Origin of the sequence: Labrenzia sp. THAF187b (assembly GCF_009363375.1) — a bacterium.
Taxonomy (GTDB): Bacteria; Pseudomonadota; Alphaproteobacteria; order Rhizobiales; family Stappiaceae; genus Roseibium; species Roseibium algicola.
In genome coordinates this window covers 5,629,929-5,656,923 of record NZ_CP045344.1, presented here as the reverse complement: position 1 = coordinate 5,656,923, position 26,995 = coordinate 5,629,929, and the positions used below count along the sequence as shown (strand labels likewise).

General features: G+C 59.2%; 26 protein-coding genes. 16 read left to right on the top strand and 10 right to left on the bottom strand.

Translation table 11 applies throughout. From position 1 onward, the window contains the following. Window positions 1-2: 2 nt before the first annotated feature. Window positions 3-551: a sigma-70 family RNA polymerase sigma factor gene (locus tag FIV03_RS25980; protein WP_152512082.1), complete on the top strand. Its 549-nt coding sequence runs from the start codon at window positions 3-5 to the stop codon at window positions 549-551. After that, window positions 548-1,285, top strand: a complete 738-nt coding sequence (locus FIV03_RS25975) for an anti-sigma factor (protein ID WP_152511509.1) — start codon at window positions 548-550, stop codon at window positions 1,283-1,285. Before FIV03_RS25980 ends, FIV03_RS25975 begins: the two co-directional genes overlap by 4 nt. 81 nt (window positions 1,286-1,366) lie before the next feature. Here the strand turns inward: FIV03_RS25975 and FIV03_RS25970 are convergent, their stop codons facing one another. Beyond that, window positions 1,367-2,485, bottom strand: coding sequence for a TauD/TfdA family dioxygenase (locus FIV03_RS25970; RefSeq protein ID WP_152511508.1), 1,119 nt, complete (start codon window positions 2,483-2,485; stop codon window positions 1,367-1,369). A 256-nt stretch (window positions 2,486-2,741) separates the two neighbouring features. Continuing rightward, window positions 2,742-3,305 (bottom strand): HdeD family acid-resistance protein, encoded by a 564-nt coding sequence (locus tag FIV03_RS25965; RefSeq protein WP_173013951.1) that lies wholly within the window; start codon window positions 3,303-3,305, stop codon window positions 2,742-2,744. 142 nt (window positions 3,306-3,447) lie between these two features. Here FIV03_RS25965 and FIV03_RS25960 point away from each other — a divergent pair, with 142 nt between their 5' ends. The 4 genes from FIV03_RS25960 to FIV03_RS25945 all read left to right on the top strand — a co-directional run bounded on the left by FIV03_RS25960 (window position 3,448) and on the right by FIV03_RS25945 (window position 6,449). Beyond that, window positions 3,448-3,867: a MarR family winged helix-turn-helix transcriptional regulator gene (locus FIV03_RS25960; protein WP_023000044.1), complete on the top strand. Its 420-nt coding sequence runs from the start codon at window positions 3,448-3,450 to the stop codon at window positions 3,865-3,867. A 100-nt stretch (window positions 3,868-3,967) separates the two neighbouring features. Beyond that, a complete protein-coding gene (gene fabF / locus FIV03_RS25955; RefSeq protein WP_152511507.1) occupies window positions 3,968-5,230 on the top strand; it encodes a beta-ketoacyl-ACP synthase II in 1,263 nt (420 codons plus the stop codon). Between the two features lie 92 nt (window positions 5,231-5,322). Continuing rightward, window positions 5,323-5,880, top strand: coding sequence for an XRE family transcriptional regulator (locus FIV03_RS25950; RefSeq protein ID WP_152511506.1), 558 nt, complete (start codon window positions 5,323-5,325; stop codon window positions 5,878-5,880). Next, the gene (locus FIV03_RS25945; protein WP_152511505.1) at window positions 5,877-6,449 is read left to right on the top strand and encodes a GNAT family N-acetyltransferase; all 573 of its coding nucleotides are present in this window, start codon (window positions 5,877-5,879) and stop codon (window positions 6,447-6,449) included. Before FIV03_RS25950 ends, FIV03_RS25945 begins: the two co-directional genes overlap by 4 nt. Window positions 6,450-6,573: 124 nt before the next feature. Here the strand turns inward: FIV03_RS25945 and FIV03_RS25940 are convergent, their stop codons facing one another. Further along, window positions 6,574-7,236 carry an FAD-binding oxidoreductase gene (locus FIV03_RS25940; protein WP_152511504.1) on the bottom strand — a complete coding sequence of 221 codons (663 nt, stop codon included), beginning with the start codon at window positions 7,234-7,236 and terminating at the stop codon, window positions 6,574-6,576. A 220-nt stretch (window positions 7,237-7,456) separates the two neighbouring features. Beyond that, window positions 7,457-9,268 (bottom strand): ATP-binding cassette domain-containing protein, encoded by a 1,812-nt coding sequence (locus FIV03_RS25935; protein ID WP_152511503.1) that lies wholly within the window; start codon window positions 9,266-9,268, stop codon window positions 7,457-7,459. Window positions 9,269-9,471: 203 nt separating this feature from the next. On the opposite strand from FIV03_RS25935, the gene FIV03_RS25930 reads away from it, so the two are divergent. From FIV03_RS25930 to FIV03_RS25910, 5 genes are all read left to right on the top strand, one after another. Beyond that, on the top strand, window positions 9,472-9,954 hold the full coding sequence (locus tag FIV03_RS25930) for a BA14K family protein (RefSeq protein WP_152511502.1): 483 nt from the start codon (window positions 9,472-9,474) through the stop codon (window positions 9,952-9,954). A gap of 222 nt (window positions 9,955-10,176) precedes the next feature. Beyond that, on the top strand, window positions 10,177-11,763 hold the full coding sequence (locus FIV03_RS25925) for a peptide ABC transporter substrate-binding protein (protein ID WP_152511501.1): 1,587 nt from the start codon (window positions 10,177-10,179) through the stop codon (window positions 11,761-11,763). Window positions 11,764-11,870: 107 nt separating this feature from the next. Beyond that, a complete protein-coding gene (gene oppB / locus FIV03_RS25920; protein WP_031268981.1) occupies window positions 11,871-12,794 on the top strand; it encodes an oligopeptide ABC transporter permease OppB in 924 nt (307 codons plus the stop codon). 13 nt (window positions 12,795-12,807) lie between these two features. Further along, a complete protein-coding gene (locus tag FIV03_RS25915) occupies window positions 12,808-13,935 on the top strand; it encodes an ABC transporter permease subunit (protein WP_152511500.1) in 1,128 nt (375 codons plus the stop codon). 10 nt (window positions 13,936-13,945) lie between these two features. Continuing rightward, window positions 13,946-15,571, top strand: a complete 1,626-nt coding sequence (locus FIV03_RS25910) for an ABC transporter ATP-binding protein (protein ID WP_209009792.1) — start codon at window positions 13,946-13,948, stop codon at window positions 15,569-15,571. Between the two features lie 115 nt (window positions 15,572-15,686). Here FIV03_RS25910 and FIV03_RS25905 read toward each other — a convergent pair whose 3' ends face one another. Together FIV03_RS25905 and FIV03_RS25900 are read right to left on the bottom strand one after the other, a co-directional pair. Then, window positions 15,687-16,454, bottom strand: a complete 768-nt coding sequence (locus FIV03_RS25905; RefSeq protein ID WP_173013950.1) for a GntR family transcriptional regulator — start codon at window positions 16,452-16,454, stop codon at window positions 15,687-15,689. A gap of 382 nt (window positions 16,455-16,836) precedes the next feature. After that, window positions 16,837-17,823, bottom strand: coding sequence for a dipeptidase (locus tag FIV03_RS25900; protein ID WP_228932992.1), 987 nt, complete (start codon window positions 17,821-17,823; stop codon window positions 16,837-16,839). A 229-nt stretch (window positions 17,824-18,052) separates the two neighbouring features. On the opposite strand from FIV03_RS25900, the gene FIV03_RS25895 reads away from it, so the two are divergent. Next, window positions 18,053-18,790, top strand: coding sequence for a L,D-transpeptidase (locus FIV03_RS25895; protein ID WP_173013949.1), 738 nt, complete (start codon window positions 18,053-18,055; stop codon window positions 18,788-18,790). Between the two features lie 65 nt (window positions 18,791-18,855). On the opposite strand, the gene FIV03_RS25890 is transcribed toward FIV03_RS25895, so the two are convergent. Further along, window positions 18,856-19,509, bottom strand: a complete 654-nt coding sequence (locus FIV03_RS25890; protein ID WP_208993375.1) for a hemolysin III family protein — start codon at window positions 19,507-19,509, stop codon at window positions 18,856-18,858. A gap of 297 nt (window positions 19,510-19,806) precedes the next feature. On the opposite strand from FIV03_RS25890, the gene FIV03_RS25885 reads away from it, so the two are divergent. Next, window positions 19,807-21,318, top strand: a complete 1,512-nt coding sequence (locus FIV03_RS25885; protein ID WP_152511496.1) for a malonyl-CoA synthase — start codon at window positions 19,807-19,809, stop codon at window positions 21,316-21,318. 16 nt (window positions 21,319-21,334) lie between these two features. Here the strand turns inward: FIV03_RS25885 and FIV03_RS25880 are convergent, their stop codons facing one another. Then, entirely contained in the window at window positions 21,335-21,943 is a 609-nt protein-coding gene (locus FIV03_RS25880) for a TetR/AcrR family transcriptional regulator (protein ID WP_152511495.1), read from the bottom strand. Window positions 21,944-22,158: 215 nt separating this feature from the next. Between FIV03_RS25880 and FIV03_RS25875 the strand changes: the two genes are divergently transcribed. Beyond that, the gene (locus FIV03_RS25875) at window positions 22,159-22,719 is read left to right on the top strand and encodes a carboxymuconolactone decarboxylase family protein (protein WP_152511494.1); all 561 of its coding nucleotides are present in this window, start codon (window positions 22,159-22,161) and stop codon (window positions 22,717-22,719) included. Between the two features lie 35 nt (window positions 22,720-22,754). On the opposite strand, the gene FIV03_RS25870 is transcribed toward FIV03_RS25875, so the two are convergent. Continuing rightward, entirely contained in the window at window positions 22,755-24,131 is a 1,377-nt protein-coding gene (locus FIV03_RS25870) for a DHA2 family efflux MFS transporter permease subunit (protein WP_152511493.1), read from the bottom strand. An 82-nt stretch (window positions 24,132-24,213) separates the two neighbouring features. Next, window positions 24,214-25,188, bottom strand: a complete 975-nt coding sequence (locus FIV03_RS25865) for a LysR family transcriptional regulator (RefSeq protein WP_173013948.1) — start codon at window positions 25,186-25,188, stop codon at window positions 24,214-24,216. 78 nt (window positions 25,189-25,266) lie between these two features. Here FIV03_RS25865 and FIV03_RS25860 point away from each other — a divergent pair, with 78 nt between their 5' ends. Both FIV03_RS25860 and FIV03_RS25855 read left to right on the top strand, forming a co-directional pair. Next, window positions 25,267-26,187, top strand: a complete 921-nt coding sequence (locus FIV03_RS25860; RefSeq protein ID WP_152511491.1) for a DMT family transporter — start codon at window positions 25,267-25,269, stop codon at window positions 26,185-26,187. 97 nt (window positions 26,188-26,284) lie between these two features. Continuing rightward, complete coding sequence (locus tag FIV03_RS25855; protein ID WP_023000065.1) at window positions 26,285-26,869, top strand: nitroreductase family protein; 585 nt, start codon at window positions 26,285-26,287, stop codon at window positions 26,867-26,869. The last annotated feature ends 126 nt before the right edge of the window (window positions 26,870-26,995 follow it).

Genomic DNA, 26,995 nt, shown 5'->3' with positions numbered 1-26,995 from the left:
ATATGCCGGAAAGCGTAAGCGAAGTGGATCACGCGGCCCTTCTGGCCGCCTGTGCACGCAAGGACCGTCAGGCCCTGCGACAGATCCTGGAACTGGAAGGCCCCAAGATGCTGGGCATTGCCAAGCGCATGTTGCGCCGGCAGGACCTTGCTGAAGATGCCCTCCAGGATGCGTTGGTCCTGATCTGGCGCAAGGCTTCCCAGTTTGATCCTGCGAAGGGATCCGGACGCGCGTGGATCTACGCGGTCCTGCGGAACAGGACCTTGAACATGCTTCGTGACGGGGCCCGGGAAGCGGCAACCGATGACGACAAGCTGGAACGCCAGATCGACGGCAGCGAACTGAACGAGGCCTGGGAAATGCTGGGCCATGACAGCGAGTTGCGTCGTTGTCTTGGTCGACTGGAAACGGAAAAGCGCAGTGCCGTGCTGATGTCCTATATCTGGGGCTACACCCACGGTGAAATTGCCGGCCGGCTGTCGGCCCCCCTTGGAACGGTAAAGGCGTGGGTGCGCCGTGGCCTGACTTCCTTGCGGGAGTGCATGTCATGAGAACGGCCCGCCGAAACCTTGCCGAACTTGCCGACGAATTCGTCATTGGCCTGTGCGACCCAGAAGAACAGCGCGAAGTGGAAGATCGCCTGATGAAGGAGCCGGAATTGGCCGTTCTCGTGGAACTTGCCCGTCAGCGGTTCGCCGCCCTGGACGCCGCGACGCCCCGGGAAGCCGTGCCGGAGAGCCTTTGGCATCGCGTTGAAAGGCGTCTGGACGCCGTGGAAGAAAGTATTGCCGCTCCCGAGACGAAAGACAGCCGTGTTGAAGCGCCGGTGGATCTCAAGTCCGAGAGAGAAAAGCGCAACAGGCCAATGATGTGGACGGCGGCAGCCAGCCTGGCAGCGAGCCTCGTACTTACCATCGCGCTTGTCTGGAACCTTATGACGACAGTTGAGCCGCAGGTAATAGCCGTGCTTGTCAACGATGCCGGGCAGCCTGTTGCGATGATCGAAGGGGCTGAGAACAACGCAACCCAGGTCACGCTTCTGGGGCAGACCGATGTCCCGGCAGGCACAATCCTTCAGCTCTGGACCAAACCGGATCCGGATGGGCCGCCGGTTTCCCTGGGCATCTTCGATGAGCCCAAACAAACGATCCTGCAAGCTGCCGGGTTGCCGGTTCCCAAGCCTGACCAGCTTTATGAGATCACCTTCGAACAGCCGGGAGGCTCTCCAACCGGGTTGCCGACCGGCCCCATCCTCGGCAAGGGTCTTGCCAGGGAGCCTCGCTGATCATCGGTGGGAAAAGCACCGGAAGGTGTAAAGAACTTGAGAGCACCCGGACAGGTTCGGGCGCTCTTGCCTGTGAGATCCTTAGTTCCTTTTTCGGCTGAGGACTCGTATGCGGCTATCGAATTCGCCGCGGTCGACATAACAGCCGCGCAGGTGGCGGAACCCGGTGCTGGGGTCGAAAGCGGCTCGACCATGCAGGACCCGCCGATTGTCGAAGATCACCATTTCTCCGCCCTTCAGCCGTGTGGTGATGACGTAGTTCCTTGATCGGGTCATCTGCATCAAGGTGCGATACGCCCCGTAATAAGCTTCCATTCGATCCGCCGGCAGATCGAAGATCCCGGCAAGATGGGCATTGAAATGGAGCTCCTGCACGCGTGCGAACAGATCGAGTTCGATCACCGTGTGATGGCGGCGGATGTCGTAGTCCTCGTCGTGAAAGCGAAAGGGCACCGGCGTCTCGGCAAGGAGCCGGAAGGCCTCCGGATCGAGCCGGGCGAGATCGTCCGCAATCGCGAAGCCGTCACAAAAGGTCGAGCCGCCACCTTCTGCTTCATTGGCAAGACAATGCAGGAACTGGAAGCCTGGTGGCAATTCCTGATTGGCCAGGTCCGTATGCAAAGGAAGGGCATGGGACGTATAGGCCAGGTTGTTCGGGTTCGGCTTGGAAATGACCTCAAACGTCGTGCCGAAATTGGTCTCCCGAAGAAAACCGATCCTGCGGGCGACATCGATACCTGCCTCCACGTCGTCAGCCATGCCGTCGACAAGAGCAAGGCCGGTTTTCTTGGCTTCGATCAGGAAAGCAAAAAGGAGATCGTCGTTGACCATCAAGTCGGCCGCCGCCGCTCGCGGAAGGCTTTCCGGGACAAGATCACCGCGCCACAGCTCAGGTTCGATCTCGGCTGGATCGGCAAGTCCGACCCCAGGCCGGTGATCGAACAGCCAGTCGGCCCTGTAGCGGCTGACATGGCCGTCGCCGGACCAGGTAAGAATAATTTCATCCGCATCCTGTTCGGCCTTCGCGATGGAAATATCCATCGCAATGCCGGTCAGGTCGAACTGGCGTTCCTGCGTTTGCGTATGAAACCCGCTCGGGCAGTTGTCGCGAAGCCAGATGAAGGGAAAGTCGGTGTTGGTGCCATCGGTCCAGGCGACAGAAAGCATGCGGTCTTCACCGCGCAAGGTCACGTTCGTCATTTCGAAAATCCGTTGATGTCTTGGAGAGTAAAGACGCCGGCAAGAGCCGGCAAACATCAATGGTCGGCGGGGGGCGGCCACCACCAATAGGCCTTGTTATGCGGATTGCCGCCATTGCGGCCGAGAACAGAAACCATCCACGGAACAGCCTGAACGCAGGCGACGCCTGCTGTTGAACCTGAAAAACGCTACATCAAAAAAAGCGCCCGGCAAACGAAATTCTGCCGGGTGCCAGTCATGTCGAATAATTTCAGGTTCAGTTCTTGGATGCCTTGGCTGCAAGGGCAATGGCGATGTAGCTCCAGCCGTTGATCAGCACGGAAATGCCGGCCAGAAGGCCAAGCGCCCAGGCGGCCGAGCTCGGCAGTTCCAGCCAGATCATGGCACCGGCCACAAGGGATACGAGCCCTGCGATCAGCACCCAGACCCAGCCGTCATGCGGCTTCAGTTTGAAGGCCAGCAGGATCTGGCTGATGCCCTGCGCCACGAAGATTGCGGCAATCACCAATGTCAGTGCGATGGTTCCCGCGAGCGGGTTCACATAAATCACGATCCCGCCGATGACGGCGATAATGCCGGTGATCAGGTTCCAGAGGAAACTGGCGGTACCATGGGTCTTGAAGGAATTGTAGATCTGAACCAGGCCGCCAACGAATAGCACAGCCGCGATCAGGATCGTTACGGCAACCGACGTTGCCAATGGAGCGGCGATCAGGATGATACCACCTATGACCAGCGCAACGCCGAGCGCCAGAAACCAGCCCCAGTTGTCCTGGATTTTTCTTCTCATATTCTCTACGGCCTGAACAGCATCTGTCATTTTGACCTCCTCACGCTCCGGTTGCCGCTGTTGACCGTAACCCCTTTGCAAATAAACGCAATATCCTGATGACAAATTGCCCGGGCAGGGGATCGTTCGACTGTGACTTGACTTTTGATGTGTATATGCACACAAAGCCCGCATGGAAGAAGACGATTTCTCGCTCTGCGTTCTCGACAACGCGCGCAAGGCCGCACGTGCCGTCAGCCGGCACTACGACAAGCTGGCGCGGCAGGTTGGCATGACGGCAGGTCAGTTCTCCGTTCTTGTCTCGATCCGCAAATACGAAGGCGTGACGACGGCAGCACTGGCCAAGCGGCTGTCCATGGAACGTACGACGCTGGTGCGCAACGTCGCTCTTCTGGAGCGCAAGGGGCTGGTCGCATCGCAACCTGTCCGGGACGGTCGCAGCAAACAGTATCGGCTGACCCCGAAGGGTGCGGAGCTTCTTGATACCGCCGTCCCATTGTGGCGGCAGGCCCAGGCAGACGTGAAGGGACATCTCGGCAGCGATGAATTTCTGCGTGCCATCGACACCCTGAAGCGGCTCTCGGAGCTATAGCCGGGCAAAAGGGATTTCCATTCCAGGCGGACTGGCAAACCGCCTCGACACATCTTAACTGCCGGGGCGGGGGCGCTGGCAAACCAATGTGAGGTAAGACATGCGACGTGTGGTCGTGACGGGACTGGGGATCGTTTCCCCGCTGGGCACCGGGGTAGATGCCTTCTGGAACCGGGTGAAAGACGGGAGCAACGGCATCCGCCAGATCACCCACTTCGATGCAGGCGAGCTGGCTTGCCAGATTGCAGGCGAGGTTCGTTCCAAAGCAGAAGACGAGCATGGCTTTGATGTCGATGCAGTGATGGATCCGCGCGAACAGCGCCGCTCTGACCGGTTCATCCACTTTGCCATGGGGGCGGTTCAGGAAGCGCTGGCCCATGCGGGTTGGGAGCCGAAGTCCGACAGGGACAAGGAACGCACAGGCACGATCATCGCGACCGGGGTTGGCGGGTTTCCGGCCATGACCGCCGGTACGCGGCTGGTGGACGAAAAAGGCCCTCGCCGCGCGTCGCCTTTTCTGGTGCCATCGTTCCTGGCCAACCTGGCTGCCGGGCAGGTCTCCATCCGACATGGCCTCAAGGGGCCGATCGGCGCACCGGTGACTGCCTGTGCGGCCAGCCTTCAGGCCCTGGGCGATGCCGCCCGTATTATCCGTTCGGGAGAAGCCGACGTGATGGTGGCAGGCGGGTCAGAAGCCTGTATCGACAAGGTTTCCTACGCCGGGTTCTGTGCCGCGAAGGCCATGTCCTCCAAACGCAATGACGATCCGGCCCATGCGTCCCGGCCATTTGACCAGGACCGTGACGGCTTCATCATGGGCGAAGGCGCTGGCATCCTGATCCTGGAAGACCATGACCATGCCACCGCCCGTGGTGCGACGATCCTGGCCGAGTTGGCCGGTTACGGCACCAGTGCCGACGCCTATCACGTTACCGCGTCTTCGCCGGACGGTGAGGGCGGTCTGCGGGCAATGCGGCAGGCCCTGTCGACGGCCAATCTCTCGCCCGGTGAAATCGGTTACGTCAATGCGCACTCCACATCGACACCTGTCGGCGATGCTGCAGAAATTGCTGCACTGACAACGCTTTTCGAAAACCGTGGCAAGGACCTTGCAGTGTCGTCGTCAAAGTCGATGTTCGGCCACCTGCTGGGAGCTGCCGGAGCCGTGGAGGCAATCGCCTGCGTCAAGGCCCTGATGAGCGGTCTGTTGCCGCCCTCCCGCAATCTGGAAGCGGCCGACGAGGCCATGAGCCGGTTTGAAATGATCCCCGGCAAGGCCATTGCTCGTGACGTCAACCACATCCTCACCAATGGCTTTGGTTTCGGCGGTGTGAACGCCAGTGCGGTGTTCTCGAAGGTGTGAAACTAAACGACCGTCAGACACTGCTCATTCTTTGAGCTTTTTAAAATCAAGAATCCCATATATGAGAAAATTCTCATTTATGGGATTTTTTGATGTCGAACCTTGATCAAGATCTTGCCCGGCGGCTGACCGAGCTGCGACGGGCCAGATACTGGCCACTGGAAGATCTGGCCGAACGCACCGGTATCAGCCGGGCAACCCTGTCGCGGATCGAGCGCGGAGATACCAGCCCGACCGCAAGCGTTCTCGGAAAACTTGCCGCGGCATTCGGCCTCTCAATGGCCGAACTATTCGGAGCGGCCTCCGCTACGATCGAGCGCCTTGTTCCTCGGGACGCGCAGGCCGTCTGGACGGACCCGGAGACAGGCTATGTCCGCCGCACATTAACGCCGGCAGCAAGCGGGTATCGCGGGGCCATGATCGAAGGTTGCATTCCCCCCGGTGCCACCGTTGCCTATGCCGCTCCACCGGTTCCGGATCTGGAGCATCAACTTGTGCTTCTGGAGGGGAACCTGCGGATGGTCATCGGCCCGGATGCCTACGACCTGGAGCCTGGTGATGCCCTGCGGTTCCGTCTCAACGCCCCCAACAGTTACCACGCGTCTGGATCTGTTCCGGCACGCTATTTCCTGACGGTGATCACGCCATGACACTTCCCGTTACCGAAACCGGACGTCTGCAAGTCCAGCCGTTCACGCCTGAAGCTCCCGTCGATCTGATGTCCGCAGATGAGGTGCGCAGGTCGCTTCCCGCCCTGGGGCAGCTTCTGAAAGCATGCGTCGAAGATGGTGCCGGGATCGGCTTCCTGTTGCCGATGCCGCAGGACAAGGCGGAAGCCTTCTGGGCGAGCAAGTTGCCCGCCATCGAAAGTGGGGAGGCATTTCTGCTTGCCGCGCGCCACGGGGCGGACATTGCGGGGGTGGTGATGCTTGTGAAGGCAGGAGCCGACAACCAGCCCCATCGGGCGGACGTCGCCAAGCTGATGGTTCATCCGGATCATCGGCGCAAGGGACTTGCCAGAAAGCTCATGTCGGCCATCGATGGCCTTGCCCGTTCCGAGAACCGCTGGATGCTGGTGCTGGATACGGTCACCGGAGATCGAGCGGAAAAGCTCTACCCGACTTGCGGATACCAGAAGGTCGGCGTCATTCCGGACTACGCCTATAACAGCCACGGCCATCTGGACGCGACAACCGTGTTCTTCAAGGATTTGCGGTGAGAGGAAGCGATTTGCTCCGCAGTACAGCCGGCGGAGGCCCGAGGCTCGGGTCTCCGCTTGGCTTTGCCTGGTTTGTCAGTCGCCAGGGTGGCTCAGCTGAGGAAGCAGGCCTGCCACGCCTGCGTTAGTCGCTGAACTCCACGGAGTCCGGCTTGACGCCAAGCTCCTCGAGCACTTCCTGAACCGCCTCCATCATGGGCGGCGGTCCGCAAAGATAGAAGCGGCGGTCCAGATCAGGCACGAATTCCTTGATCATGTCCGCGTCGATCATGCCGTGGTGGCTGCCGGCCGTGTCTTCGTCTGACAGAACGTGATCGATCTTCAGGCCGTCCATAGCCTCAAGTTCCTTGCGGTAGATAATGTCCTCCGAGGTCTTGTTGGCAAAGATCAGCTGGTTGCCGTTCAGCTTTCCCTTCTTCTCCAGGTCCCGGAAAATCGCAAGGAACGGCGTGATGCCGGCGCCGCCGGCAATGAACACACCCGGCTCGTCATAGCGGAAGGTCTTGAACGGATCGGCGATCAGCACGTGGTCGCCCTCCTTCAGCTTGTGAAGGCGCTCCGTAACCCCGTCATGATCGGGGTATCCCTTGATGGTGAATTCGAGAGTTCGCTCTTCGGGCAAGGACGTCATGGTGAAGGGGCGAGTCTCGTCCCGCCAACCGTCTTCATCGAGCGCAATCTCTGTCGCGTCCCCGACCTTGAAGTCGAACCCTTCAGGCTCGACAAGACGGAAGCGTTTTACATCGTGAGTGACCTGATCGATCTTGAGAATGGTCGCCTTGTGCATCTGTGCGTCTCCTTCTTGCTCGAAAAGGAAACGCGACAGGTGGCGGCAGGTTCCGCCAGAACACGGTGTCCCGACTGGGTGCCATAGGGGCCGATTTGGTGCAATGTGCCCGGTGAGGCGCCCAGTGCTCCCGAGACCATGTGATCGCGGTGCCGGAGTGCAGAGCAGGCCAGTCCCGGAGTTGAATCAATTTCTGAAGTTGATGTGCCGAACAGCTTGCCTAACCCGCCTCGTTCAGCATTTCCAGCTCCAGCCACTGCTCCTCCGCAGCATCCTTTTCGTTCGTGAGATCAGTAATTTGCTGGGAAATCTTGGCAAACTTGTCAGGGTTCTTCACGTAGAGCTGCGGGTCGTTCATTTCCGCCTGAAGCGTTTCGAGACGCGCTTCAAGTTTCTCGATCGTGTCCGGCAGGGTTTTCAGAAGATGCTGCTGGGTGAAGCTCAGTTTTGATTTTGCCTGAGGCTTTTGCGGCGAAGCCTCTGGAGCGGAAGGCTTTTCCTTCTTCACGGGCGCTGCCTTGTCGGCCTTGCGAGCGGTGACGCCTTCGCCGCGCTGTGCCAGCATGTCGGTGTAGCCACCGGCATATTCACGCCAAAGGCCGTCGCCTTCCGAAACGATCACGGAGGTTGCCACCCGGTCGAGAAAATCGCGGTCGTGCGAGACGATCAGGGCTGTGCCGGGATAGTCGGCAAGCAGTTCCTGCAGCAGGTCGAGCGTTTCAAGGTCGAGGTCGTTGGTCGGCTCGTCGAGCACCATCAGGTTCGACTTGTTGGCCAGTGCCCGGGCGAGCATGGCGCGGGCGCGTTCACCACCCGACAGCACACCCACAGGCGTACGGGCCTGTTCCGGCGAGAACAGGAAGTCCTTCATGTAGGACATGACATGCTTGGTCTCGTCGCCGATCACCACCGTATCGCCGCGCCCGCCGGTCAGGACCGAGGACAGCGTGTCGTTGAGGTTCAGGTTCTCGCGCTTCTGGTCGAGCGTGACCATTTCCAGGTTGGTGCCGAGCCGTGTCGTGCCCGTGTCCGGTGCCAGTTCGCCGGTCAACATCTTCAAGAGCGTCGTCTTGCCAGCACCGTTCGGGCCGACGAATCCGATCCTGTCACCACGCTGGATGCGGGTCGAGAAGTCCTTGACGATGGCACGTTCGCCGTAGGTCTTGGAAATGCCCTTGGCCTCGATCACCAGCTTGCCAGAGACTTCAGCATCCGCAGCAGCAAGCTTGGCGGTGCCTTGAGGTCCGCGATGTTCCCGCTTCTGTTTGCGAAGGTCGGCAAGCTCGCGCACGCGCCGCATGTTGCGCTTACGCCGGGCGGTGACACCATAGGTCATCCAGTGCTCTTCGCGCTTGATCTTCTGCGCCAGCTTCTGCTGGTCGACCTCTTCCTGCTCGAACACCTCGTCGCGCCAGGCTTCGAAGTGGGCAAAGCCCTTGTCGAGCCGGCGGGCGACGCCGCGGTCAATCCAGACAGTGGTGCGCGACAGGTTCTCCAGGAAGCGACGGTCGTGGGAAATCAGCACCAGGGCGGACTTCAGGCTCTTGAGCTCCTGTTCCAGCCATTCGATGGCGGGAAGGTCCAGGTGGTTGGTTGGCTCGTCGAGCAACAGGATATCCGGCTCGGGGGCGAGCGTTCGGGCGAGGGCAGCTCTGCGGGCTTCGCCGCCGGAAAGGGACTTCGGGTCTTCCGTGCCGCTGAGGCCGAGGACTTCCAGAAGATAAGCGCCGCGATAGGGATCGTCGCCCTCGGTCAGGCCTTCGTTGACGTACTCCAGTGTGGAGGCATAGGCGGAAAGGTCCGGATCCTGCGGGAGATAGCGCACCGTGCGGCCGGGCTGGAAGAAGCGTTCGCCCTTGTCCATCTCCACCATGCCGGCAGCAATCTTCAAAAGGGTCGACTTGCCGGAACCGTTGCGGCCGACAAGGCACATGCGCTCACCTTCGGAAACGGAAAGCTCGGCACCGGTAAGAAGTGGCGTGCCGCCAAAGGTCAGATGAACGTCGCGAAGTGTCAGCAGCGGTGGAGCCATGAGGGTCTTGTTTTCCCGGTCGGAATGTCGGATCGGCGCCCGGTTTACTGGCCGCGCGTGAACCGCGCAAGCGGCCCGGAAAGAACGCCCAGCATTTTTGATCGCGATCGGAGAGATTTTGGTGCCCGAATGCGTTATTCTGGGCAGCGTGTGGACAGGGGCGACCAACAGGCGCGGGGCGTGCGCCGACAGGAGAGAGCATCATGTCTGACCTGAACCTGGCGAAACGCGAAAGGGGCTCTCTTGCCCGCAAGCGGTTTCGGATCTGTCTTGCCGCTGTCGCCATGTGTCTGGCCGGGGCATTCGTCGGCTTGACCGGCACATCGCCCGCACGCGCCGACGGGATCTATTTCAATGGTGTCGGTATCGGCTTCGGTTTCGGCAATCGTGGCTATCGCGGCGGCGCCTTCTACGCACCTTATGGTCTTTACGGCCCGCCTTACCGTCCCTATGGCGCACCTTACTATTACCATCCCTACGACATGAGAGCCTATCCCTACCGGTCGCGGGTCTATGTGAACCCGCCGCGGTATCGCGGACAACCGCAGCGTGTCCCTTATACCAAGACCGGACTGGCTCCCTTTACCCCTCAGTGGACGGCCTATTGCGCGCGGAAATTCAAGTCTTTCAACCCTGATACGGGCATGTATCTGGCCCATAGTGGAAAATATCGATTTTGCCGCTAGGATTGAAACATAATTGCGCGTGTTGAGGTCAAATTATTTGACCGCCGAGTAAAGCAACGGAAAAATTTTCCGGTATTGCTTAAAAACAAGCAAAAACATCGCCTTTTTGCGACTAAGGTCGAAATGTGCCGTTGGGGGATGCTTGATTGCTCGCAAAGAGCGTGGAATCTTGTGACCTATCGTTCCATTTGCTTCAACTATAACCCAAGAGGGGAGAGCGATATGTTCAAGTCCATGCGTGTGACAGCGCTTGCGGCTGCCTTGATGGCTGCCACATCTATCACTGCGGTTGCAGAGGTGGTCTACCACCGCGGCAACACTGCCGACCCGGAAACCCTGGATCAGCACAAGACCTCCACAGTCTATGAAGCGCATATCCTGCGTGATCTTTACGAGGGCCTGGTTGCCTATGGCGCCGATGGCCAGATCATTCCAGGCGTGGCTTCGGAGTGGAAGGTTTCCGACGACGGCAAGACCTACACCTTCATGCTGCGCGATGATGCCAAGTGGTCCAACGGGGATCCGGTTGTTGCCGGCGATTTCGTCTTTTCGCTTCAGCGCATCATGAACCCGGAAACGGGCGCGAAATATGCCAACGTTCTGTATCCGATCCTGAACGCCGAAAAGGTCAACAAGGGCGAAGCCAAGCCGGAAGAACTCGGCGTGAAGGCCGTCGACGATCATACGCTCGAGATCGCTCTGGAGTCCCCGACGCCGTATTTCATTGACCTTCTGGGCCACCAGACCGGCCTTCCGGTCCATCCGGCTTCTGTTGAAAAATTCGGCTCCGATTTCGTGAAAGCCGAAAACATCGTCACCAACGGTGCCTTCACCCTCGCAGAATTCGTGCCGAACGCACATGTGAAAGCGGTCAAGAACCCGCATTTCCATGACGCCGATCAGGTGAAGATCGACACTGTCTTCTTCTATCCGACCGAAGACCGTGGCGCGGCTCTGCGCCGGTTCCAGGCCGGCGAGCTGCACACCAACAACGATGCGCCGACCGAGCAGGTCGCCTTCATGCGTGAGAACCTGGGCGACCAGTTCCGCGTGGCGCCTTATCTGGGCACCTACTATTACGCGCTTAATCACGAAGACGAAGTCCTGAAGAACCCGGACGTCCGCCAGGCTCTGTCCATGGCGATCGACCGTGAGTTCCTGGCCGACGAAATCTGGGGCTCCACCATGGTTGCCGGCTATTCCTTCGTGCCGCCGGGCATCGGCAACTACGGTGATCCGGCCTATGCCGACTACAAGGACATGTCCCAGATCGACCGCGAAGAAAAAGCGATCGAACTTCTGACCAATGCCGGTTTCGGCCCGGACAATCCTGTCGAACTGACGATCAACTACAACACGTCCGAAAACCACAAGAACACGGCAGTCGCGATTGCCGACATGTGGAAACCTCTCGGCGTCAACGTCAAGCTGATCAACACCGACACCAAGACGCATTACGCCATGCTGCGTGACCGTCAGGACTTCGACGTCGCCCGCGCCGGCTGGATTGGCGACTACTCCGACCCGCAGAACTTCCTGTTCATGGTCGAGAGCGACAACGACGGCTTCAACTACGCCCGCTACAACAATCCTGAGTATGATGCACTCATGGACGAAGCGGCCGTCACGGTGGATCTGGAGAAGCGTGCGGACATCCTGAAGAAGGCTGAAGAGCTCTTCATGCGGGACCTGCCGTTCATTCCGATGATGTACTACGGTTCCATGAACCTGGTCTCCGACAAGATGGCAGGATTTGAGGACAACCTCCTCAACATCCATCCGTCCCGCTGGATGAGCATCTCCGAATAACCTGACAACATCGAGACCGGCAGGGCTTCCCTGCCGGTTCTTGCAAGGCGGCATCAATCAATCAAGATTGACCGAAAGACCGCCGTTAACAAACAGAGGCAAAGCCTATGCTCCGATATGTCCTCGGACGATTGCTCGGCGCAATCCCGACGCTTTTTCTGATTGTCACGATTTCCTTTTTCCTCATCCGCATCGCGCCGGGTGGACCGTTCGATCTGGAACGTCCCCTGGAAGCAAAGGTGATGGAAAACCTGAACAAGATCTACCATCTCAACGAGCCCCTGTGGAACCAGTACCTGCTGTACTTGCAGAGCGTGGCCCGTCTGGATTTCGGTCCGAGTTTCTACTTCCGCGACTTCTCGATCAATGAACTGTTTGCGGAAAGTCTTCCCATCTCCATCCAGCTGGGCTTGTCCGCTCTCTGCCTCGCCTTGGTGGTCGGCGGCTTCCTGGGCGTGGCAGCGGCGCTGCGCCAGAACAAACCGGCAGACTATTCGATCATGGCTGCGGCAACGCTCGGTGTCACGATCCCCAATTTCGTCGTTGCGCCGATCCTGACCCTGATCCTCGGCGTGTGGCTCGGCTGGCTACCCGTTGGGGGCTGGAATGGCGGGGCTTTCGTCAACCGGGTACTGCCGGTCGTGACACTCGCGCTGCCTCAGATCGCGGTCGTGGCACGTCTGACGCGCGGCTCGATGATCGAGGCGCTCAGGTCCAACCATGTTCGTACTGCAAGGGCCTATGGGCTGACCTCCTACATGATCGTGGTGGTGCATGCGCTCAGAGGGGCGATCCTGCCGGTCGTTTCCTATCTCGGCCCGGCTGCGGCAGCGCTGCTCACCGGTTCCGTCGTGATCGAAACCATTTTCGGTATCCCGGGCATCGGCCGCTACTTCGTGCAGGGCGCTCTCAACCGTGACTACACCCTGGTCATGGGGACGGTTGTTGTCGTTGCCTGCTTTGTTATCCTGTTCAACCTCGTCGTGGATCTGCTTTATGCGCTGCTCGATCCGCGTGTGCGCTACGACTGAGGAGGAGACGACTGTGACCCTCACTGCAACATCATCCACCGGGGCGCCTGCGAAGGGGCGTTCCCTGTGGGACGACGCGCGCGACCGGTTGCTCGCCAACCGTGCGGCGGTCGCCTCCATCATCGTGCTGCTGACAATCGGCCTGATCTCGATCCTTGGTCCGATCCTGTCTCCCCATCACTACGACACCGTCTATCGTGACTACGTGAAGGTGCCGGCCAGCCTGGAAGCCTATCCGAAGCCTGAGCAGGTCGAGCCCGGTTTCATGTCTTCCGCCAAACGGGCGCGTCTGACCGTGGAAGCGTTTGAGCGCGAAGGCGACACGATTGTCGCCAAGGTCACCTCCAGCCGGGATATCGATCCCCGGTCCGTGCTGTATTTTGACCGCAGCGACCTGTTCAAGAATACCGAGCTGACGGACATGTCCGCGGACAACAAGTCTGCAACGGTCAGGGCCGACATCAACTTCATGCATTTCTATTTCGGCACCGACGCCAATGGTCGTGACATGATGACCCGGACCTTCATCGCCGGCCGCGTGTCGCTGACCATCGGTCTTCTGGCAACCATCGTTGCGATATCGATCGGTGTTCTCTACGGGGCGACTTCAGGATATCTCGGTGGCCGGGTCGACCAGATGATGATGCGCGTCGTCGATATCCTCTATTCTCTGCCGTTCATCTTCTTCGTGATCATGCTGGTCGTGTTCTTCGGCCGGAACTTCATCCTGATGTTCATCGCCGTCGGTGCCGTGGAATGGCTCGACATGGCGCGCATCGTGCGCGGGCAGACGCTGACCATCAAACGCCAGGAATATGTGCAGGCGGCGGAAGCACTCGGTGTGGCCGATGGCGGTATCGTGCGCCGGCACATCATCCCGAACACGCTTGGACCGGTCGTGGTCTACATGACCCTTCTGGTGCCGAAGGTGATCCTGCTGGAAAGTTTCCTGTCCTTCCTTGGCCTCGGCATTCAGGAGCCGATGACCAGCTGGGGCGTGTTGATTTCCGAAGGCGCGCGAAATCTGCAAGGGGCGCCCTGGATGCTGATTTTCCCGTCCATCTTCCTGACATCGACCCTGTTTGCGCTGAACTTCATCGGCGACGGCCTGCGCGATGCCCTGGACCCGAAGGACCGGTGAGGAGAAGACCATGACCAGCGAAACCAAGAAAACGGTCCTCTCCATCAAGGATCTGAAGGTCGACTTTGAAACCGCGACGGGTACCGTCAATGCGGTCCAGGGCGTCGACATTCACGTTGAGGCGGGTGAAACCGTCGCGATCGTCGGGGAAAGCGGCTCGGGCAAGAGCCAGACCATGATGGCGGCTATGGGCCTTCTGGCGTCCAACGGGCGCACACGCGGCGAGGTGATCTATGAAGGCCGGAATATTCTCGGCCTGCCGGTGGGCAAGCTCAACAAGATCCGCGGCGCCAAGATCACCATGATCTTCCAGGAGCCCATGACCTCGCTCGACCCGCTTTACACCATCGGACGGCAACTGGCCGAGCCCATGGTCGTTCATGGCGGGTTGTCGTGGAAAGCGGCCAAGGCAAAGGCCCTCGAGCTTCTGAAACTCGTCAACATTCCCGAGCCGGAACGCAAGATCAACGCCTATCCGTACGAGATGTCAGGTGGCCAGCGCCAGCGCGTGATGATCGCCATGTCGCTTGCCAACGATCCAGACGTGCTGATTGCCGACGAGCCGACCACTGCGCTCGATGTCACCACACAGGCGCAGATCCTGGACCTTCTGGCGGATCTGCAAAAGCGGCTCGGCATGGCGGTGATCTTCATCACCCATGATCTGGGTATCGTTCGCCGTATCGCGGACCGGGTCTATGTCATGAAGACCGGTGAAGTGGTGGAAAGCGGCGAGACCGGGCAGATCTTCACCCGTCCTGCGCATCCCTACACAAAGATGCTTCTGGATGCGGAGCCGACAGGCCACAAGCTGCCGGTGCCGGACAGTGCGCCTGTTCTGCTGGAAGCGCAGAAGGTCGAAGTGGAATTCGAGCTTGATTCCGGTTTCCTGAAGCCCAAGCATGTGTTGCGTGCCGTTGACGACATCAGTTTCTCGCTGCGCAAGGGCCAGACACTGGGCATCGTCGGCGAAAGTGGCTCTGGCAAGTCCACCCTCGGTCGTGCAGTGCTGAACCTGTTGCCGGCCGGTGGCCGGGTGGTGTTCCACGGACAGCAGATCACCGGCAAGAACCGCTCCGAAATGCGCGCGCTTCGCAAGGACATGCAGCTTATCTTCCAGGACCCTTTCGGGTCTCTGTCCCCGCGTATGACGGTTGGCCAGATCATTTCCGAAGGGTTGATGGTGCACGAACCCTCACTCAACGCCCGACAGCGGGATGAGCGCGCCTGCAAGGCACTTGAGGAAGTGTCACTCGACCCAGTCATGCGCAATCGCTATCCGCACGAGTTTTCGGGCGGCCAGCGTCAGCGTATCGCGATTGCCCGCACCATGGTTCTGAAGCCGGAACTGGTCGTGCTCGACGAGCCGACCTCGGCTCTCGACCGGACAATCCAGAAGCAGGTTGTGGAATTGCTGCGTGACCTGCAGAAGGCTCATGACCTGACCTATCTGTTCATCAGTCATGACCTTGCCGTCGTGCGCGCGCTGTCAGACACCGTGATGGTGATGCAACGTGGCAAGGTTGTCGAGGCGGGGTCCGCCGACGCGATCTTCGAAGCGCCGAAGTGCGATTACACCAAGGAGCTGATCGGGGCCGCAATGCTGACCCAGCAGCAAATGATGGAAAGTGCCTGAGGGCGAACCTTCAAACAGCATCTCGGGTGCGCGGGCGGTCAATCCAAAAGCGGTTGACCGCCCGCAACCTGTGGGCTCTCGGCCTGTGTGAGCGGGGAGGTCGGGTCAACTTACCCTAACGCCAATTGAAACCAGATGCCTGAACAGGCAGCGCGTCGAACTGGTCCTGCAATTCCACGATATCCGTACCGTAAAAGTGTGGGGCCAGCAAAACGGCGCTCGACAGGATATGAGCTCGAAGAGCCGTCAGTGTCGCGTCGACATCATGAGCTTCCAGCGCCTCGATGACGGATCGGTGCGGGGTCACATTGGGCCTGGTCCATGACTGTTCTGAACGCGGTCTCGACAGCATGACCCGTTGCAGGATCATGAAGGTCCTGACCAGCATGGGATCCAGAACGGGCATCCGGGCGATCCTGAAGAGTTTCAAGTGCAGGGCACGGTCTATTTCCGCACAGCCGAACACGTCCCGCTTGTCACGGCAGGCTTCGAACTGGTCTTCAAGGTCATAGAGCTCGTTCACCTGGTCCTTGGTGACATGTTTGACCGCTTCCACGACGCCGGTCGATTCAATGTCGATGCGCAGTTTCAGCATCAGACGAGCTTCCAGCGGGCTCGGATCTGTGACGTAGGTGCCTTGATAGCCGCGGCGAACAACGAGCCCGCATTCCTGAAGCAGCATGAGCGCTTCACGGATGGTGCTCTGCGAGCAGCCATAGTCCTGGGCAAGGGATTGTTCTGTAATCGGGCTTTCCGAGGTCATTTCCCCGGTCAGGATCTGGCGTTTGAGGTCCTGATAGACTGCATCGGACTTGCGCGCGCGCTTGCCCCTGTTTTCCGCTTGAACCGGCGAACGTCTGTCCGCGGTAAGTAGTACATTCACGTCGCTGCCCCCCACTGGCATCGCGTCTGAATGGCAACGCAAAGAAAGACCACAGCCGACAAATATCGCCGTCTGCAATCTCGCGTTTTTTTCTCCATCCGGCCATCCGCAGGTGCGAAGGAACGGTCAATGGGACGTGCCAACCACGCACAACCGCCTGAATACTGCAACCTGCCTGCATCTTGTGCCACCGAAGAGGGTGGGTCTTGAACGTGCAGTTCAGTTGGAATTCCGGATCTAATATTTAGACGGCTGCCAAAAAATAACAATAAATGCATTGTTTCTCCGCCCGGCCACAAATGCAATCGCTATCTGTTTACGCATGGTAACAAGTTTGCGAGGCGGGCGGAGTGATCTTGATCAAAGGCGAGAAAGGCCCCGTTCAGTCGGCAGCTTTCTCCAGTGCGGAGATCCAGTTTTTCCAGGCGATCTTCTCCAGAACCGGTGTATTGAAGCCACGGGCGTCGAGCTCTTCCATCAGACGGGACAGACCGGTGACGTCACCGATGTCGCGCGGCAGGACACAGCCATCGAAGTCCGAGCCGAGAGCCACGCTGTCTTCGCCGAGGCGGTCAACCAGATAGGCTGCATGGTCAGCAATGACCGAAAGCGGCGTGTCACGCGAATGACCGCCATCCTTGCGCAGGAAGGCAACGTGGAAATTGATGCCGACGAGACCGCCGCTTTCCTTGATGGCATCAAGCTGCTTGTCCGTCAGATTGCGGCTGCTTTCGCAAATCTTGTGAACATTGGAGTGGCTGGCAACGATCGGCCGTTCTGTGATGCGCGCCAGGTCCCAGAACCCCTTTTCGTTCAGATGGGACACATCAAGCAGCACCCCGAGCTGGTTGCAGGCGCGAACCAGGTCGCGACCCGCGCCGGTCAGGCCGGGGCCGATATCCGGTGAAGCCGGGTGCGCCATCGGCACACCGTATCCGAAATCATTCTCTCGGCTCCACACCAGGCCAAGTGAGCGCAGGCCGCGTCCGTAGAGCTCCTCCAGCGCATAAAGGTTGGTATCGATGGCTTCGGCACCTTCAATGTGAAGGCTTATGGCAATCTGACCGGATTCGATCGCTGTACGGTTCTCGTCCGGGGTTCTGCAAATGACGACATTGCCTTCCGACTGGGCTTCGATCTGCTCGGCCCGTTCCAGCATACGTTTTGTGAAATCAAACGCGCTCTTCTGCGGTACGGGCTGATAGTTGGCAGGGTCCTTCGGGTTGAAGGGACGGGTGAAGTCCTGTTCCGGGTTGGAAGGTACGAACATGGCGAAAAGCCCACCGGCAAATCCGGCTTCCTGCGCCCGCACCATGTCGATGTGGCCTGTGGTCGAGCGGTCAAAGAAACTGCGCTCGGTGCCTTTCATGGCCTCGATCTCGAGTTTCAGGAGTGTGTCGTTGTGACCATCGAAGACGGGAAAGGGCGACTTTGAAACGTTTGTCTGCACGGAAGGACCTTGAGTGTGGGGTGGGCCGGAGAAGGTCGGCTGAGAATAATCTAAGGATTCATCTGAAGAATGTAAGGCAGTTCGGCGAATGTGACTTGCAACTGTTGAAAACCTGTCTCAAGAAGGAGCCAGAATTTGTGGAGGTCTCATGAAGCGTTCCAATTCGCCGCTCGATGGTGACAGTTCGCCAGCAGGTGGCGCGATGAACAGGCGTGGTTTCCTGACCGCCGGCCTGGTGCTTACGGCAGCCGGCCTAGCAGGATGTCAGTCCGCCGGGCTGGTTGGTCTGCCGGATCAGGCCGATCTGCCGGACGAGCAGTTCGACTATGCGGCTGCCTATGCGGCATGGCCCGATGGCGATTACACCTGGCCGGCAATCAACTACAAGAATTTCGACCAGAAGTACTGGCGGCAGATCGTGGAGTACAAAACCCGCGAGCGGCCCGGAACCATCATCGTCGATCCCTATAACAACTTCCTGTACTGGACGCTCGGCAATGGCAAGGCGCTGCGCTATGGCATCGGTGTGGGCAAGGCAGGGTTCGCCTGGTCGGGCGATGCGAAGATCCGCGTCAAGCGGCCTCATCCGATCTGGCGCCCTCCACGCGAAATGATTGCCCGCAAGCCGTCTCTGGAGCGTTATTGGGAAAAGGGCTACCCGCCCGGGCTGAAGAACCCGCTCGGCGCGCGCGCCATGGATCTGTGGCAAGGCGCCACTGACACGCTTTACCGCATCCACGGCACCAACCAGCCGAACTCCATCGGCAAGAGCGTGTCTTCGGGCTGTATCCGCATGTGGCAGCAGGACGTGATCGACCTGTACAGCCGCGTGCCGCTGCAGACAAAGGTGATCGTGCTTGGCAAGGATCCCAACGCGGACGCCTAAGTGGTCACGCTGATGGAAATGAAAAAGGCGGTACCTGTCGGTGCCGCCTTTTTTGTCGAGCGGTTTCAGGCGGCTTTGATCAGAGCCACGTCGTGGAAGACGGCGGAGAAATGACAGACCGCGGCGGCCAGTACGAAGGCGTGCCAGATCGCATTCTGGAATGGCAGGCGTTTCCAGGCATAGAAAGCTGTTCCAACCGTATAAAGCAGTCCGCCCGCCAGGATCATGTAGAACCCGAATGCGGATGCTTTTTCGATCAGCGGATTGACGGCAAAAACGACCACCCAGCCTAGCGCGAGGTAGATGGGGACGGTGAGGCGATCAAGCCCGGTCAGATGTGCCAGCTTGACGATGGCCCCGGCCAGCGCACCGGTCCACACGACAGCCAGCAGCACGCCGCCCGTCCATCCGCCGATGATCATTGCCGCCAGAGGGGTGTAAGTGCCCGCGATCATCAGGAAGATGGCCGCGTGGTCGAGCCGCCTCAAGATCCCTGTCTTGTGGTCTTTCGCCAGCATGTTGTAGAGCGCTGAACAGATCAGCATCGCCATCAGGCAGGCGGCATAGATCATGACAGTGACCTGCCGGGCGGGGTCTCCCGCGTTCCAGAGCGTGGCTGCCAGGACAATGGTTGCCGTCAGCCCCAGGCAGATGCCGATCACATGAACGGCACCGTCGGCGACGAATTCTGCAAAGGTCTGCGGTCTGATTGTCGGCATCAAGTATCCCTCGGTCGTTTGGAGCGCGATTGCGTGGTCCAACTCCTCTCAGCTGAACGTGCGGATAATTTGACGAAGCAAATTCGCAACGCCGAGGAGGGCCAATCGGTCTCAAACCATTTCAGCATAACTTATGGGCTCACACCCTAAAGCATGGCGTGAAAGTTTTATGAAAGCTTGATGGTGGCAGGTCGCATTTCCCCGGACTTGCCCAAAATTCGCAGACTTGCTTTAAAATTGGGCACCACTGGTATCAAATACATCCTTCCTGATTGCCCGCCATTTCGGAACGCTGCGATGATGAACCATCTCTTTGACGCCCTGACTGCCTTCATACCGGATCGGTCCAAGGTCTTTCTCGAAACACTTGACGGCGGGCAGATTACCTATGCGGACATGTTCGCGCGGTCTGCGCAATATGCCGGAGCTCTCCAGAAGCTGGGTGTCAAGGCGGGAGACCGCGTTGCTGTGCAGGTGGAAAAGACGCCTGATGCCCTGATGCTCTATCTCGGCACGATCCGTGCCGGTGGCGTGTTTCTGCCTCTGAACACTGCCTATACCCCTGCCGAAATCGGTTATTTCGTCGGTGATGCGGAACCGGCTGTTTTTGTCTGCGACCCGGCCAGGGCCGACGTGCTGGCCGGAACGGCGCAAAAGGCCGGCGCGCGATTGCACACGCTCGATCAGAACGGGGAGGGCAGCCTCAGTCTACTCGCAGACCAGATGCCGACGGACTACGACAACCGTCCGCGTGAAGACGACGATCTGGCGGCCATCCTCTATACGTCCGGTACTACGGGACGTTCCAAGGGAGCGATGCTCACGCATGGAAACCTGACGTCGAATTCGCAGACCATGGTGAAATACTGGCAGTTCACCGAAGACGATGTGCTGTTGCACGCCCTGCCGATTTTCCACACCCACGGGCTGTTCGTCGCCACCAACTGTCTGATGATGGCAGGCGGTTCCATGCTGTTCCTGTCGAAGTTCGACCTGGATCAGGTTCTTGCCGTTCTGCCGAAAGCAACAGCCATGATGGGCGTTCCGACATTCTATACGCGCCTGCTGGCATCGGACCGGTTCACGCGGGATGTGGCAGCCCATATGCGCCTGTTCATTTCAGGGTCAGCCCCGCTCTCGGCAGAGGTGCACAAGGAGTTTCGAGAGCGCACCGGACACGCAATCCTGGAGCGTTACGGCATGACCGAAACCAACATGAACACTTCCAATCCCTATGATGGTGCACGTCGGCCGGGAACGGTTGGATTTCCTTTGCCCGGTGTGGGGTTCCGTGTCGTTGATGCCAGAACCGGGCGGGAGCTGCCTGACGGAGAGGTCGGCATCATCGAGATCAAGGGGCCCAACGTTTTTCTGGGATACTGGCGAATGCCGGAAAAGACGGCGCAGGAATTTCGGGCGGACGGCTATTTCATCACCGGTGACATGGGGCGTATCGATGAAGACGGTTATGTTTCCATCGTCGGCAGGTCCAAGGATCTGATCATCAGCGGTGGTTTCAACGTTTATCCGGCCGAGGTTGAAGCGCTGCTGGACGAACTGCCGGGCGTCGCCGAAAGCGCGGTCATCGGCGTGCCGCATCCCGATTTTGGAGAAGCGGTGGTCGCCGTGCTGGCGCCGAAACCGGGAGCCGAACTGGGCCAGGACGCCGTTCAGGCCTCCTTGAACGATCGTCTGGCGAAGTTCAAGCAGCCCAAGAAGGTCCACGTCCTGGAAGCCTTGCCGCGCAACACCATGGGCAAGATCCAGAAAAACGTGCTGCGCGAACGGTTCAGCGGCGATTTCGGCTGATCACGCCATCTTGCACTCATTCGCCTGTCCCGCTTTTTTCGAGAAGGTCGAGACCTTTCAGCGTCGCTTCGCATGCAAGCCACAAGGATTTCTCTGAATGGACGACCTTGCTCAGCGTGTTGATGCCGATCATCAGCGTCTGAACCGCAAGTGCATTGCTGCGAATGTCATAGTCCTTCGGTAGTTCGCCGGTTTCAACACCCAGCTTGAGCAGTCTTTCCAACCGTTCCAGGCTTCCGAAGATGACTTCTGCCAACACCGGCCCCAGTTCGGGATGGCTGCTGCAGAGTTCGCTAATTGCGTTGACAGCCATGCAGCCGCGCCATTCCGGGTCGCGGGCCCGCAGGCGGCATATGTCCTGAAAGAATTCAGTGATTACGCCACGCACCAGCTTGTTGGAATTGTCGTGAGCCAGAACCCTGTCCGGCGAGATCCGGGTGTAGCGGGCAAGCACTTCTTTGAACAACAGCTCCTGGGAACCGAAGGCGTTGTAGAAGCTCGATCGGGTTATCCCGAGAACCTCCGCGAGCGATTTGACGGAATTGTTGCGATAGCCTGTCTGCCAGATCTGGTTCATCACCACATCGAGCGCGTCTTCCCTGTCGAATTTGGACGGTCGTGCCATCGCTCTCGTCTCACGAACATGTTACGCGGATGGTTTTGTTCATGTGTGGACAAAACACTTGTTCCAGTTTTATACACAGATGATCAAAACGTAGCAAGTTCAAGCGTTGTCACGAACTGACGGGACGCATGGTGCGGTTCCCTTCAGTCGCGTTGGCACCCCTGAAGACCACCTCTTTTCTTTTCCTCAGCCCAAGCTTTGAAGGAGCATAAGGCATGTTTGAGTACCACACCCCTGAAACTGCACCGCAAGGATCTCTGGACCTGCTCGAGAGGTCGAAGAAGGATTACGGCTTCTATCCGAAACTGCACCAGGTGATGGCCGAAGCCCCTTCCGTCTATGAAGCCTATCTGGAAACGTTCCGGCTTTTCACTCAAGCCACGGATCTGTCGCCAACCGAGCAGCAGGTCGTGATGATGACAGTGAACTACCTCAACGAATGTCATTACTGCATGGCAGGCCATACCATGCTGATGAAGATGGTGAAGGTGCCGGATGACGCGATTGCCGCCTTGCGCGTTGGAGGGCGCCTGAACGACCCGAAACTGGAAGCGCTTCGCGTCTATACGCGATCCCTCGTCGAGCAGCGTGGACATATCGGTGACGATGCGTTGAAGGCATTTCTTGCTGCGGGTTATTCCAAACGGCAGGCACTTGAAGTTCTTGTCGGCATCACCGCCAAGACCTTGTCGAACTTCACCAACGCGCTGGCTCACACTGAGCTGGATGAACCGGTCAAGCAATTTGCCTGGAAGAAGGAACCGGAAATGGCGTGACCTGCCAGGTCATTTGATCCGGCACCCGGGAGCACTCAGCTCCCGGGTGCTGAACGGTAAGCTGGTGCATCATTGGCGAATGACCTGAAGCCATAGGCGCAACACAGGGCGATCAGAACACCCATCACCCAGAAGATGGAACCAAACCCTGCCTCCATGGCCAGCAGCACGCTGCCCATTGTGACACCGAGTGTTCCTCCAACCAGACGCGCCGTGATGACCAGGCCACTGACCTCTCCCTGCTTTTCCGAAGGGACCGCGTTGGCGGTGATCCGCCCGGTCGGGATCATCGCAAAGGGAAGGGCAATTCCCCAGACCAGAAGAGCCGGGGCTAGCGCCAAATAGTTTTCCGCAAGGGTGAGAGTGCCGATAGCAATGTTGGCCAGAGCCAGAACCGCGAGGGCTACCAGAACCGGCTTGCGCGAACCGTGCCTGTCTCCCAACTTGCCGGCGGGAGCCGACAGGAAGGGAAACGGAAAAACGGCGACGACCGTTGCGAGACCTGCCGCCAGCGCCGAGAATTTCATGTCGAGCTGCAGGAAATGGGGTACGAAGATCGCAACGACGATCTTGTTCATCTGTGTCAGCAGGATCACGAGAACACTGGCGTGAAACGCCTTCAGTCGAAACAGATGCACATCGATCAGCGGCATCCGTTGCCTGGCTTCATAGGCTACGAAAAACACGATCCCGGCAATTCCAGCCAGCAAGCTGCACAGGATGAGTGGCGTCATCCAGCCAAAGTCGGGACCTTCCATCAGGCCGAAAATGATCCCCGTCATGCCAACAAGCAACAGGAACAGACCTATCCGGTCTATAAGCGGGCGGGCAGGCGTTTGCTGTGGCGGTTGCCAGAACAGGCAGGCAAGCACAGTACCAACGGCGACAATGGGGATGTTGACCCAAAATACCCAGCGCCAGGAAAGAAAATCAGTCAGAACACCGCCCAGCAGCGGTCCCGCGGCCAGGAATATCGTTGCCATCCCCGCCAGAATGCCGATTGCACGGCCCCGTTCTGCCTTGTCGAAGGTGAGGGTCGCGGCTGCGAGCGTCATCGGGAACATCACTGCTGCGCAAAGGCCCTGGACGATGCGCATGCCGATCAGCAGTTCAGGCCCGTTTGAAAAACCGGCCAGAAGACTGGCGAGCGCAAACACACTGGCGCTGACAATTAGGGCAGGGCGTAACCCGAAAAGGTCGATCGCCTTGCCGCCGATAGCGGCGAAGCAGGTGAACGTCAGCATGTAGGCGTTGATGATCCAGTGGGTAAGCGTCGGCGAAAGCCCCATTTCGGACCGGATTGCCGGAAGTGAAACGCCAAGGATTGTCTCGTCCAGCATCACCAGGCCGCCAAGCGTACCCATGGCCAGAACAAGCCCGCGTTTGCGATCCTTTTCGGAGAGTGAAGCCACTGCCTGTCTCCCCCGTTCGCCGGAAATTACCGGCTTTTCCCCTTCTCCCCTTGAAAAGCTTACGAAGGTTACTGCTTTGCGCCTAGGTTTTTTTCAAGTCCGACCCGGCAGTTTGACCCGTTCCGCCGAAAGCAAGCGTCGACAAGGCCCTGTCGGACTGGTGGCTCCAGGCGGTCAAGGCAGACGATAGGCGTGCCGCCGGACTGTCCTGCGGGTCCGAGGCGCGGCGCACACACCACCAGTCCAGCGAAACACCGCCTTCGGCAATCGGACGGGAAACCAGTGTTCCGTCAGCCAGCTCCGGCTCGATAGCCCACTTGCTGAAGATGGCAACGCCGAACTTGGCGCGCACCAGATCGATCACGGCTTCCGGTGTCGGCATCGGGGTCAGCCGCCGGAACGGCTGGGTGGGGGCACCAAGGAGGGTTGTCCAGTCAAAACCGGGTTCTGCTGTCAGCGGATAAACGAAGAAACGCTCATCGCCCATGTTTTCGCTGTTGACGACGGGCTCTGCGGCAAGCGGGTGATTGTGCGCCAGCACCGCGACAATCGGGTCCGTGCCCAGCTTCACTGCGCACAGCGAGGCAAGTGCCGGTTCGCGGCCGAAGACCAGCGAAACGTCCACGGAACCGTCGAGGAGCGAGGCCAGGGGATGCGCCGTCGCACGCGATGACAGATCGACCGACAGTTTCGGGTCGGCCGTGTCCAGATACTCCAGAAACGCGGGAAACCAGTGATAGCGGCTGTAGGTTGCCTGGCCGAGGCGAACGAGGATCCTGGCGTCCCTTGCAGAGGCTTCAAGATCCTGCTCCAGACGAAACAACTCGCCCAGAAAGGTCTCGCCCAGATGCCGCAGACGCTCGCCCTCCGGCGTCAGTTCAATCCGGTTCTCGGCGCGGCGTGCCAGAACCACCCCCAGGCGGCGCTCTGCTTCCCGCAGCCTGTGTGAAGCTGCAGACTGGGTCACGCCGAGACGGGTGGCGGACGCGGTCATGCTGCCGGTTTCGCCAAGCGCGGAAAGAAGGGTCAGGTGATGGAGGGCCAGTCGAGGGATCATATTTCTATGAAAGCATTTCATGATCTGAATGAAAACTAGGAATTTTGTTTGCTCATCGTTGCGCGGTATCGACAAGACATGAGCAACATCACCTTTCCTCACATCAGCCTTGGGACGACTGGGGCTACACTCGTCATTGCAGCCTCCGCAGCCTGTTTCGGCCTCGTGCCGATCTTCGTGCGGGAGCTTCAGGGCCTGGGCGCTGGCCCGGCCACAATCGCGCTATATCGTTACGGCTTTTCCGTCCTGTTCCTGCTTCCCTTTCTGCCGTTTGAAAAGCGCAAACGAGGCGGCGCCCTGTTGATGGCGGGGGCAGGTCTGGTGCTGGGGCTCAGCCTGATCGGCCATCTGGAGGCGATCCGCGTGGCACCCGTTGCCGCTGCCGGGGTCGTTTACATGTCCTATCCGGTTTTCGCGGCCCTCTTTGCCTGGGGTCTGCTCAGGCAAGCGTTGACCTGGAGATCATTTGCCTCGGCAGGTCTGGTTATCCTGGCAGCCGGGCTGCTGCTTGATCCGTCGTCGCTATCTCCCGAAGCACTGCAGGCGCTTTTATGGGCCATTCCTGCTCCCATCGCGTTCGGCTTTCTGATTGTTGTCCTCAGCGGGCTGGCAGGCGAATTGAATTCGCTGGAACGGACGGCTTGCGGACTTTCCGGGTCCGTCATTGGTTTGTTGCCCCTCGCAATCAATGAAGGGCAGGGCTCAGTTCTGCCGGCAAGCACCGGCCAGTGGGGCCTCATCGTCGCCATGGGCCTTGGAACGGCTCTTGTTCCACAAATCCTCTATACGATCGCCTGTCAGAAGGTTGGGCCTGTTCGCACCGCGGCTGCAGGAAGTTTCGAGCTGCCGACCATGTTTCTGGTCGGTTGGCTGGTCTTCGGCGAAGCGATTGGCTTGAGCGAGTTGCTGTCCGCAGCTCTGGTGTTGTCGGCAATCCTGATCGCGCCGTCCATCGGGGCAGGACCGCGATTGGATCGGGAAGTCGCACCGACAACATAAAATCTTGGAGTAAAGTATCTTGATATCGAGATAAAAATCACCTATCTCCTGTTCAGCCCGATGGATATATGCCCGGAATAGACTGGAGACACTGCTCATGACTGCCCGTACACCCGATCATCCGATTGAAAACCTGTTCGTCGACCGCTGGTCACCGCGTGCCTTTGACCGGTCGACGATCGAGGAAGCGGATCTGAAAACCATTCTGGAGGCCGCCCGCTGGTCGCCGTCTGCCTTCAACATCCAGCCTTGGCGTTTCGTCTATGCCCGCAGGGGCGATGCCGACTGGCAGGTCCTGGTCGATCTTCTCAACCCGTTCAACCGCGACTGGGCGCAACACGCCTCCGCACTTGTCTATCTGTTTTCCGACAGCGAAGTGGACGGCAAGGACGGCAAACCGAACAGAGCCAACGGCCTGCACACCTTCGATGCCGGTTCAGCCTGGGCGCATGCGGCCCTGCAGGCAACCGCGCTTGGTTTTCATGCGCATGGCATGGCCGGGATCCTGAAAGACGAGATCCACGAAAAACTCGGTGTGCCAGAGCGCTACCTGCCGCAGATTGCCATTGCCATCGGCCGGCGGGGCGACACTGCGGACCTGCCTGAAACCTTGCAGGAACGCGAAACCCCAAGCAGCCGCAAACCGCTGGCTGAAATCGCTTTCGCAGGTGCCTGGGCCTGAACGCCGAGGTCGGCACACAACCACTTTCCCAAAAAGGCAGCGGGCTGATTCCGCTGCCTTTTTGCTGCGGCAATCTGCAAGGGGTTTTTCCGGTGGCGGCAGGTATAGGATTGGCAAGTCGAATTT

Coding starts and splice junctions, on each gene's coding strand:
- FIV03_RS25925 (WP_152511501.1), top strand. CDS start 10,177: ATGTTCAAGTCCATGCGTGTGACAGCGCTTGCGGCTGCCTTGATGGCT.
- FIV03_RS25970 (WP_152511508.1), bottom strand. CDS start 2,485: ATGACGAACGTGACCTTGCGCGGTGAAGACCGCATGCTTTCTGTCGCC.
- FIV03_RS25940 (WP_152511504.1), bottom strand. CDS start 7,236: ATGCACAAGGCGACCATTCTCAAGATCGATCAGGTCACTCACGATGTA.
- FIV03_RS25890 (WP_208993375.1), bottom strand. CDS start 19,509: ATGCCGACAATCAGACCGCAGACCTTTGCAGAATTCGTCGCCGACGGT.
- FIV03_RS25935 (WP_152511503.1), bottom strand. CDS start 9,268: ATGGCTCCACCGCTGCTGACACTTCGCGACGTTCATCTGACCTTTGGC.
- FIV03_RS25855 (WP_023000065.1), top strand. CDS start 26,285: ATGACTGCCCGTACACCCGATCATCCGATTGAAAACCTGTTCGTCGAC.
- FIV03_RS25975 (WP_152511509.1), top strand. CDS start 548: ATGAGAACGGCCCGCCGAAACCTTGCCGAACTTGCCGACGAATTCGTC.
- FIV03_RS25980 (WP_152512082.1), top strand. CDS start 3: ATGCCGGAAAGCGTAAGCGAAGTGGATCACGCGGCCCTTCTGGCCGCC.
- FIV03_RS25860 (WP_152511491.1), top strand. CDS start 25,267: ATGAGCAACATCACCTTTCCTCACATCAGCCTTGGGACGACTGGGGCT.
- FIV03_RS25895 (WP_173013949.1), top strand. CDS start 18,053: ATGAAGCGTTCCAATTCGCCGCTCGATGGTGACAGTTCGCCAGCAGGT.
- fabF (WP_152511507.1), top strand. CDS start 3,968: ATGCGACGTGTGGTCGTGACGGGACTGGGGATCGTTTCCCCGCTGGGC.
- FIV03_RS25865 (WP_173013948.1), bottom strand. CDS start 25,188: ATGATCCCTCGACTGGCCCTCCATCACCTGACCCTTCTTTCCGCGCTT.
- FIV03_RS25885 (WP_152511496.1), top strand. CDS start 19,807: ATGATGAACCATCTCTTTGACGCCCTGACTGCCTTCATACCGGATCGG.
- FIV03_RS25930 (WP_152511502.1), top strand. CDS start 9,472: ATGTCTGACCTGAACCTGGCGAAACGCGAAAGGGGCTCTCTTGCCCGC.
- oppB (WP_031268981.1), top strand. CDS start 11,871: ATGCTCCGATATGTCCTCGGACGATTGCTCGGCGCAATCCCGACGCTT.
- FIV03_RS25900 (WP_228932992.1), bottom strand. CDS start 17,823: ATGAAAGGCACCGAGCGCAGTTTCTTTGACCGCTCGACCACAGGCCAC.
- FIV03_RS25945 (WP_152511505.1), top strand. CDS start 5,877: ATGACACTTCCCGTTACCGAAACCGGACGTCTGCAAGTCCAGCCGTTC.
- FIV03_RS25880 (WP_152511495.1), bottom strand. CDS start 21,943: ATGGCACGACCGTCCAAATTCGACAGGGAAGACGCGCTCGATGTGGTG.
- FIV03_RS25960 (WP_023000044.1), top strand. CDS start 3,448: ATGGAAGAAGACGATTTCTCGCTCTGCGTTCTCGACAACGCGCGCAAG.
- FIV03_RS25965 (WP_173013951.1), bottom strand. CDS start 3,305: ATGACAGATGCTGTTCAGGCCGTAGAGAATATGAGAAGAAAAATCCAG.
- FIV03_RS25875 (WP_152511494.1), top strand. CDS start 22,159: ATGTTTGAGTACCACACCCCTGAAACTGCACCGCAAGGATCTCTGGAC.
- FIV03_RS25950 (WP_152511506.1), top strand. CDS start 5,323: ATGTCGAACCTTGATCAAGATCTTGCCCGGCGGCTGACCGAGCTGCGA.
- FIV03_RS25910 (WP_209009792.1), top strand. CDS start 13,946: ATGACCAGCGAAACCAAGAAAACGGTCCTCTCCATCAAGGATCTGAAG.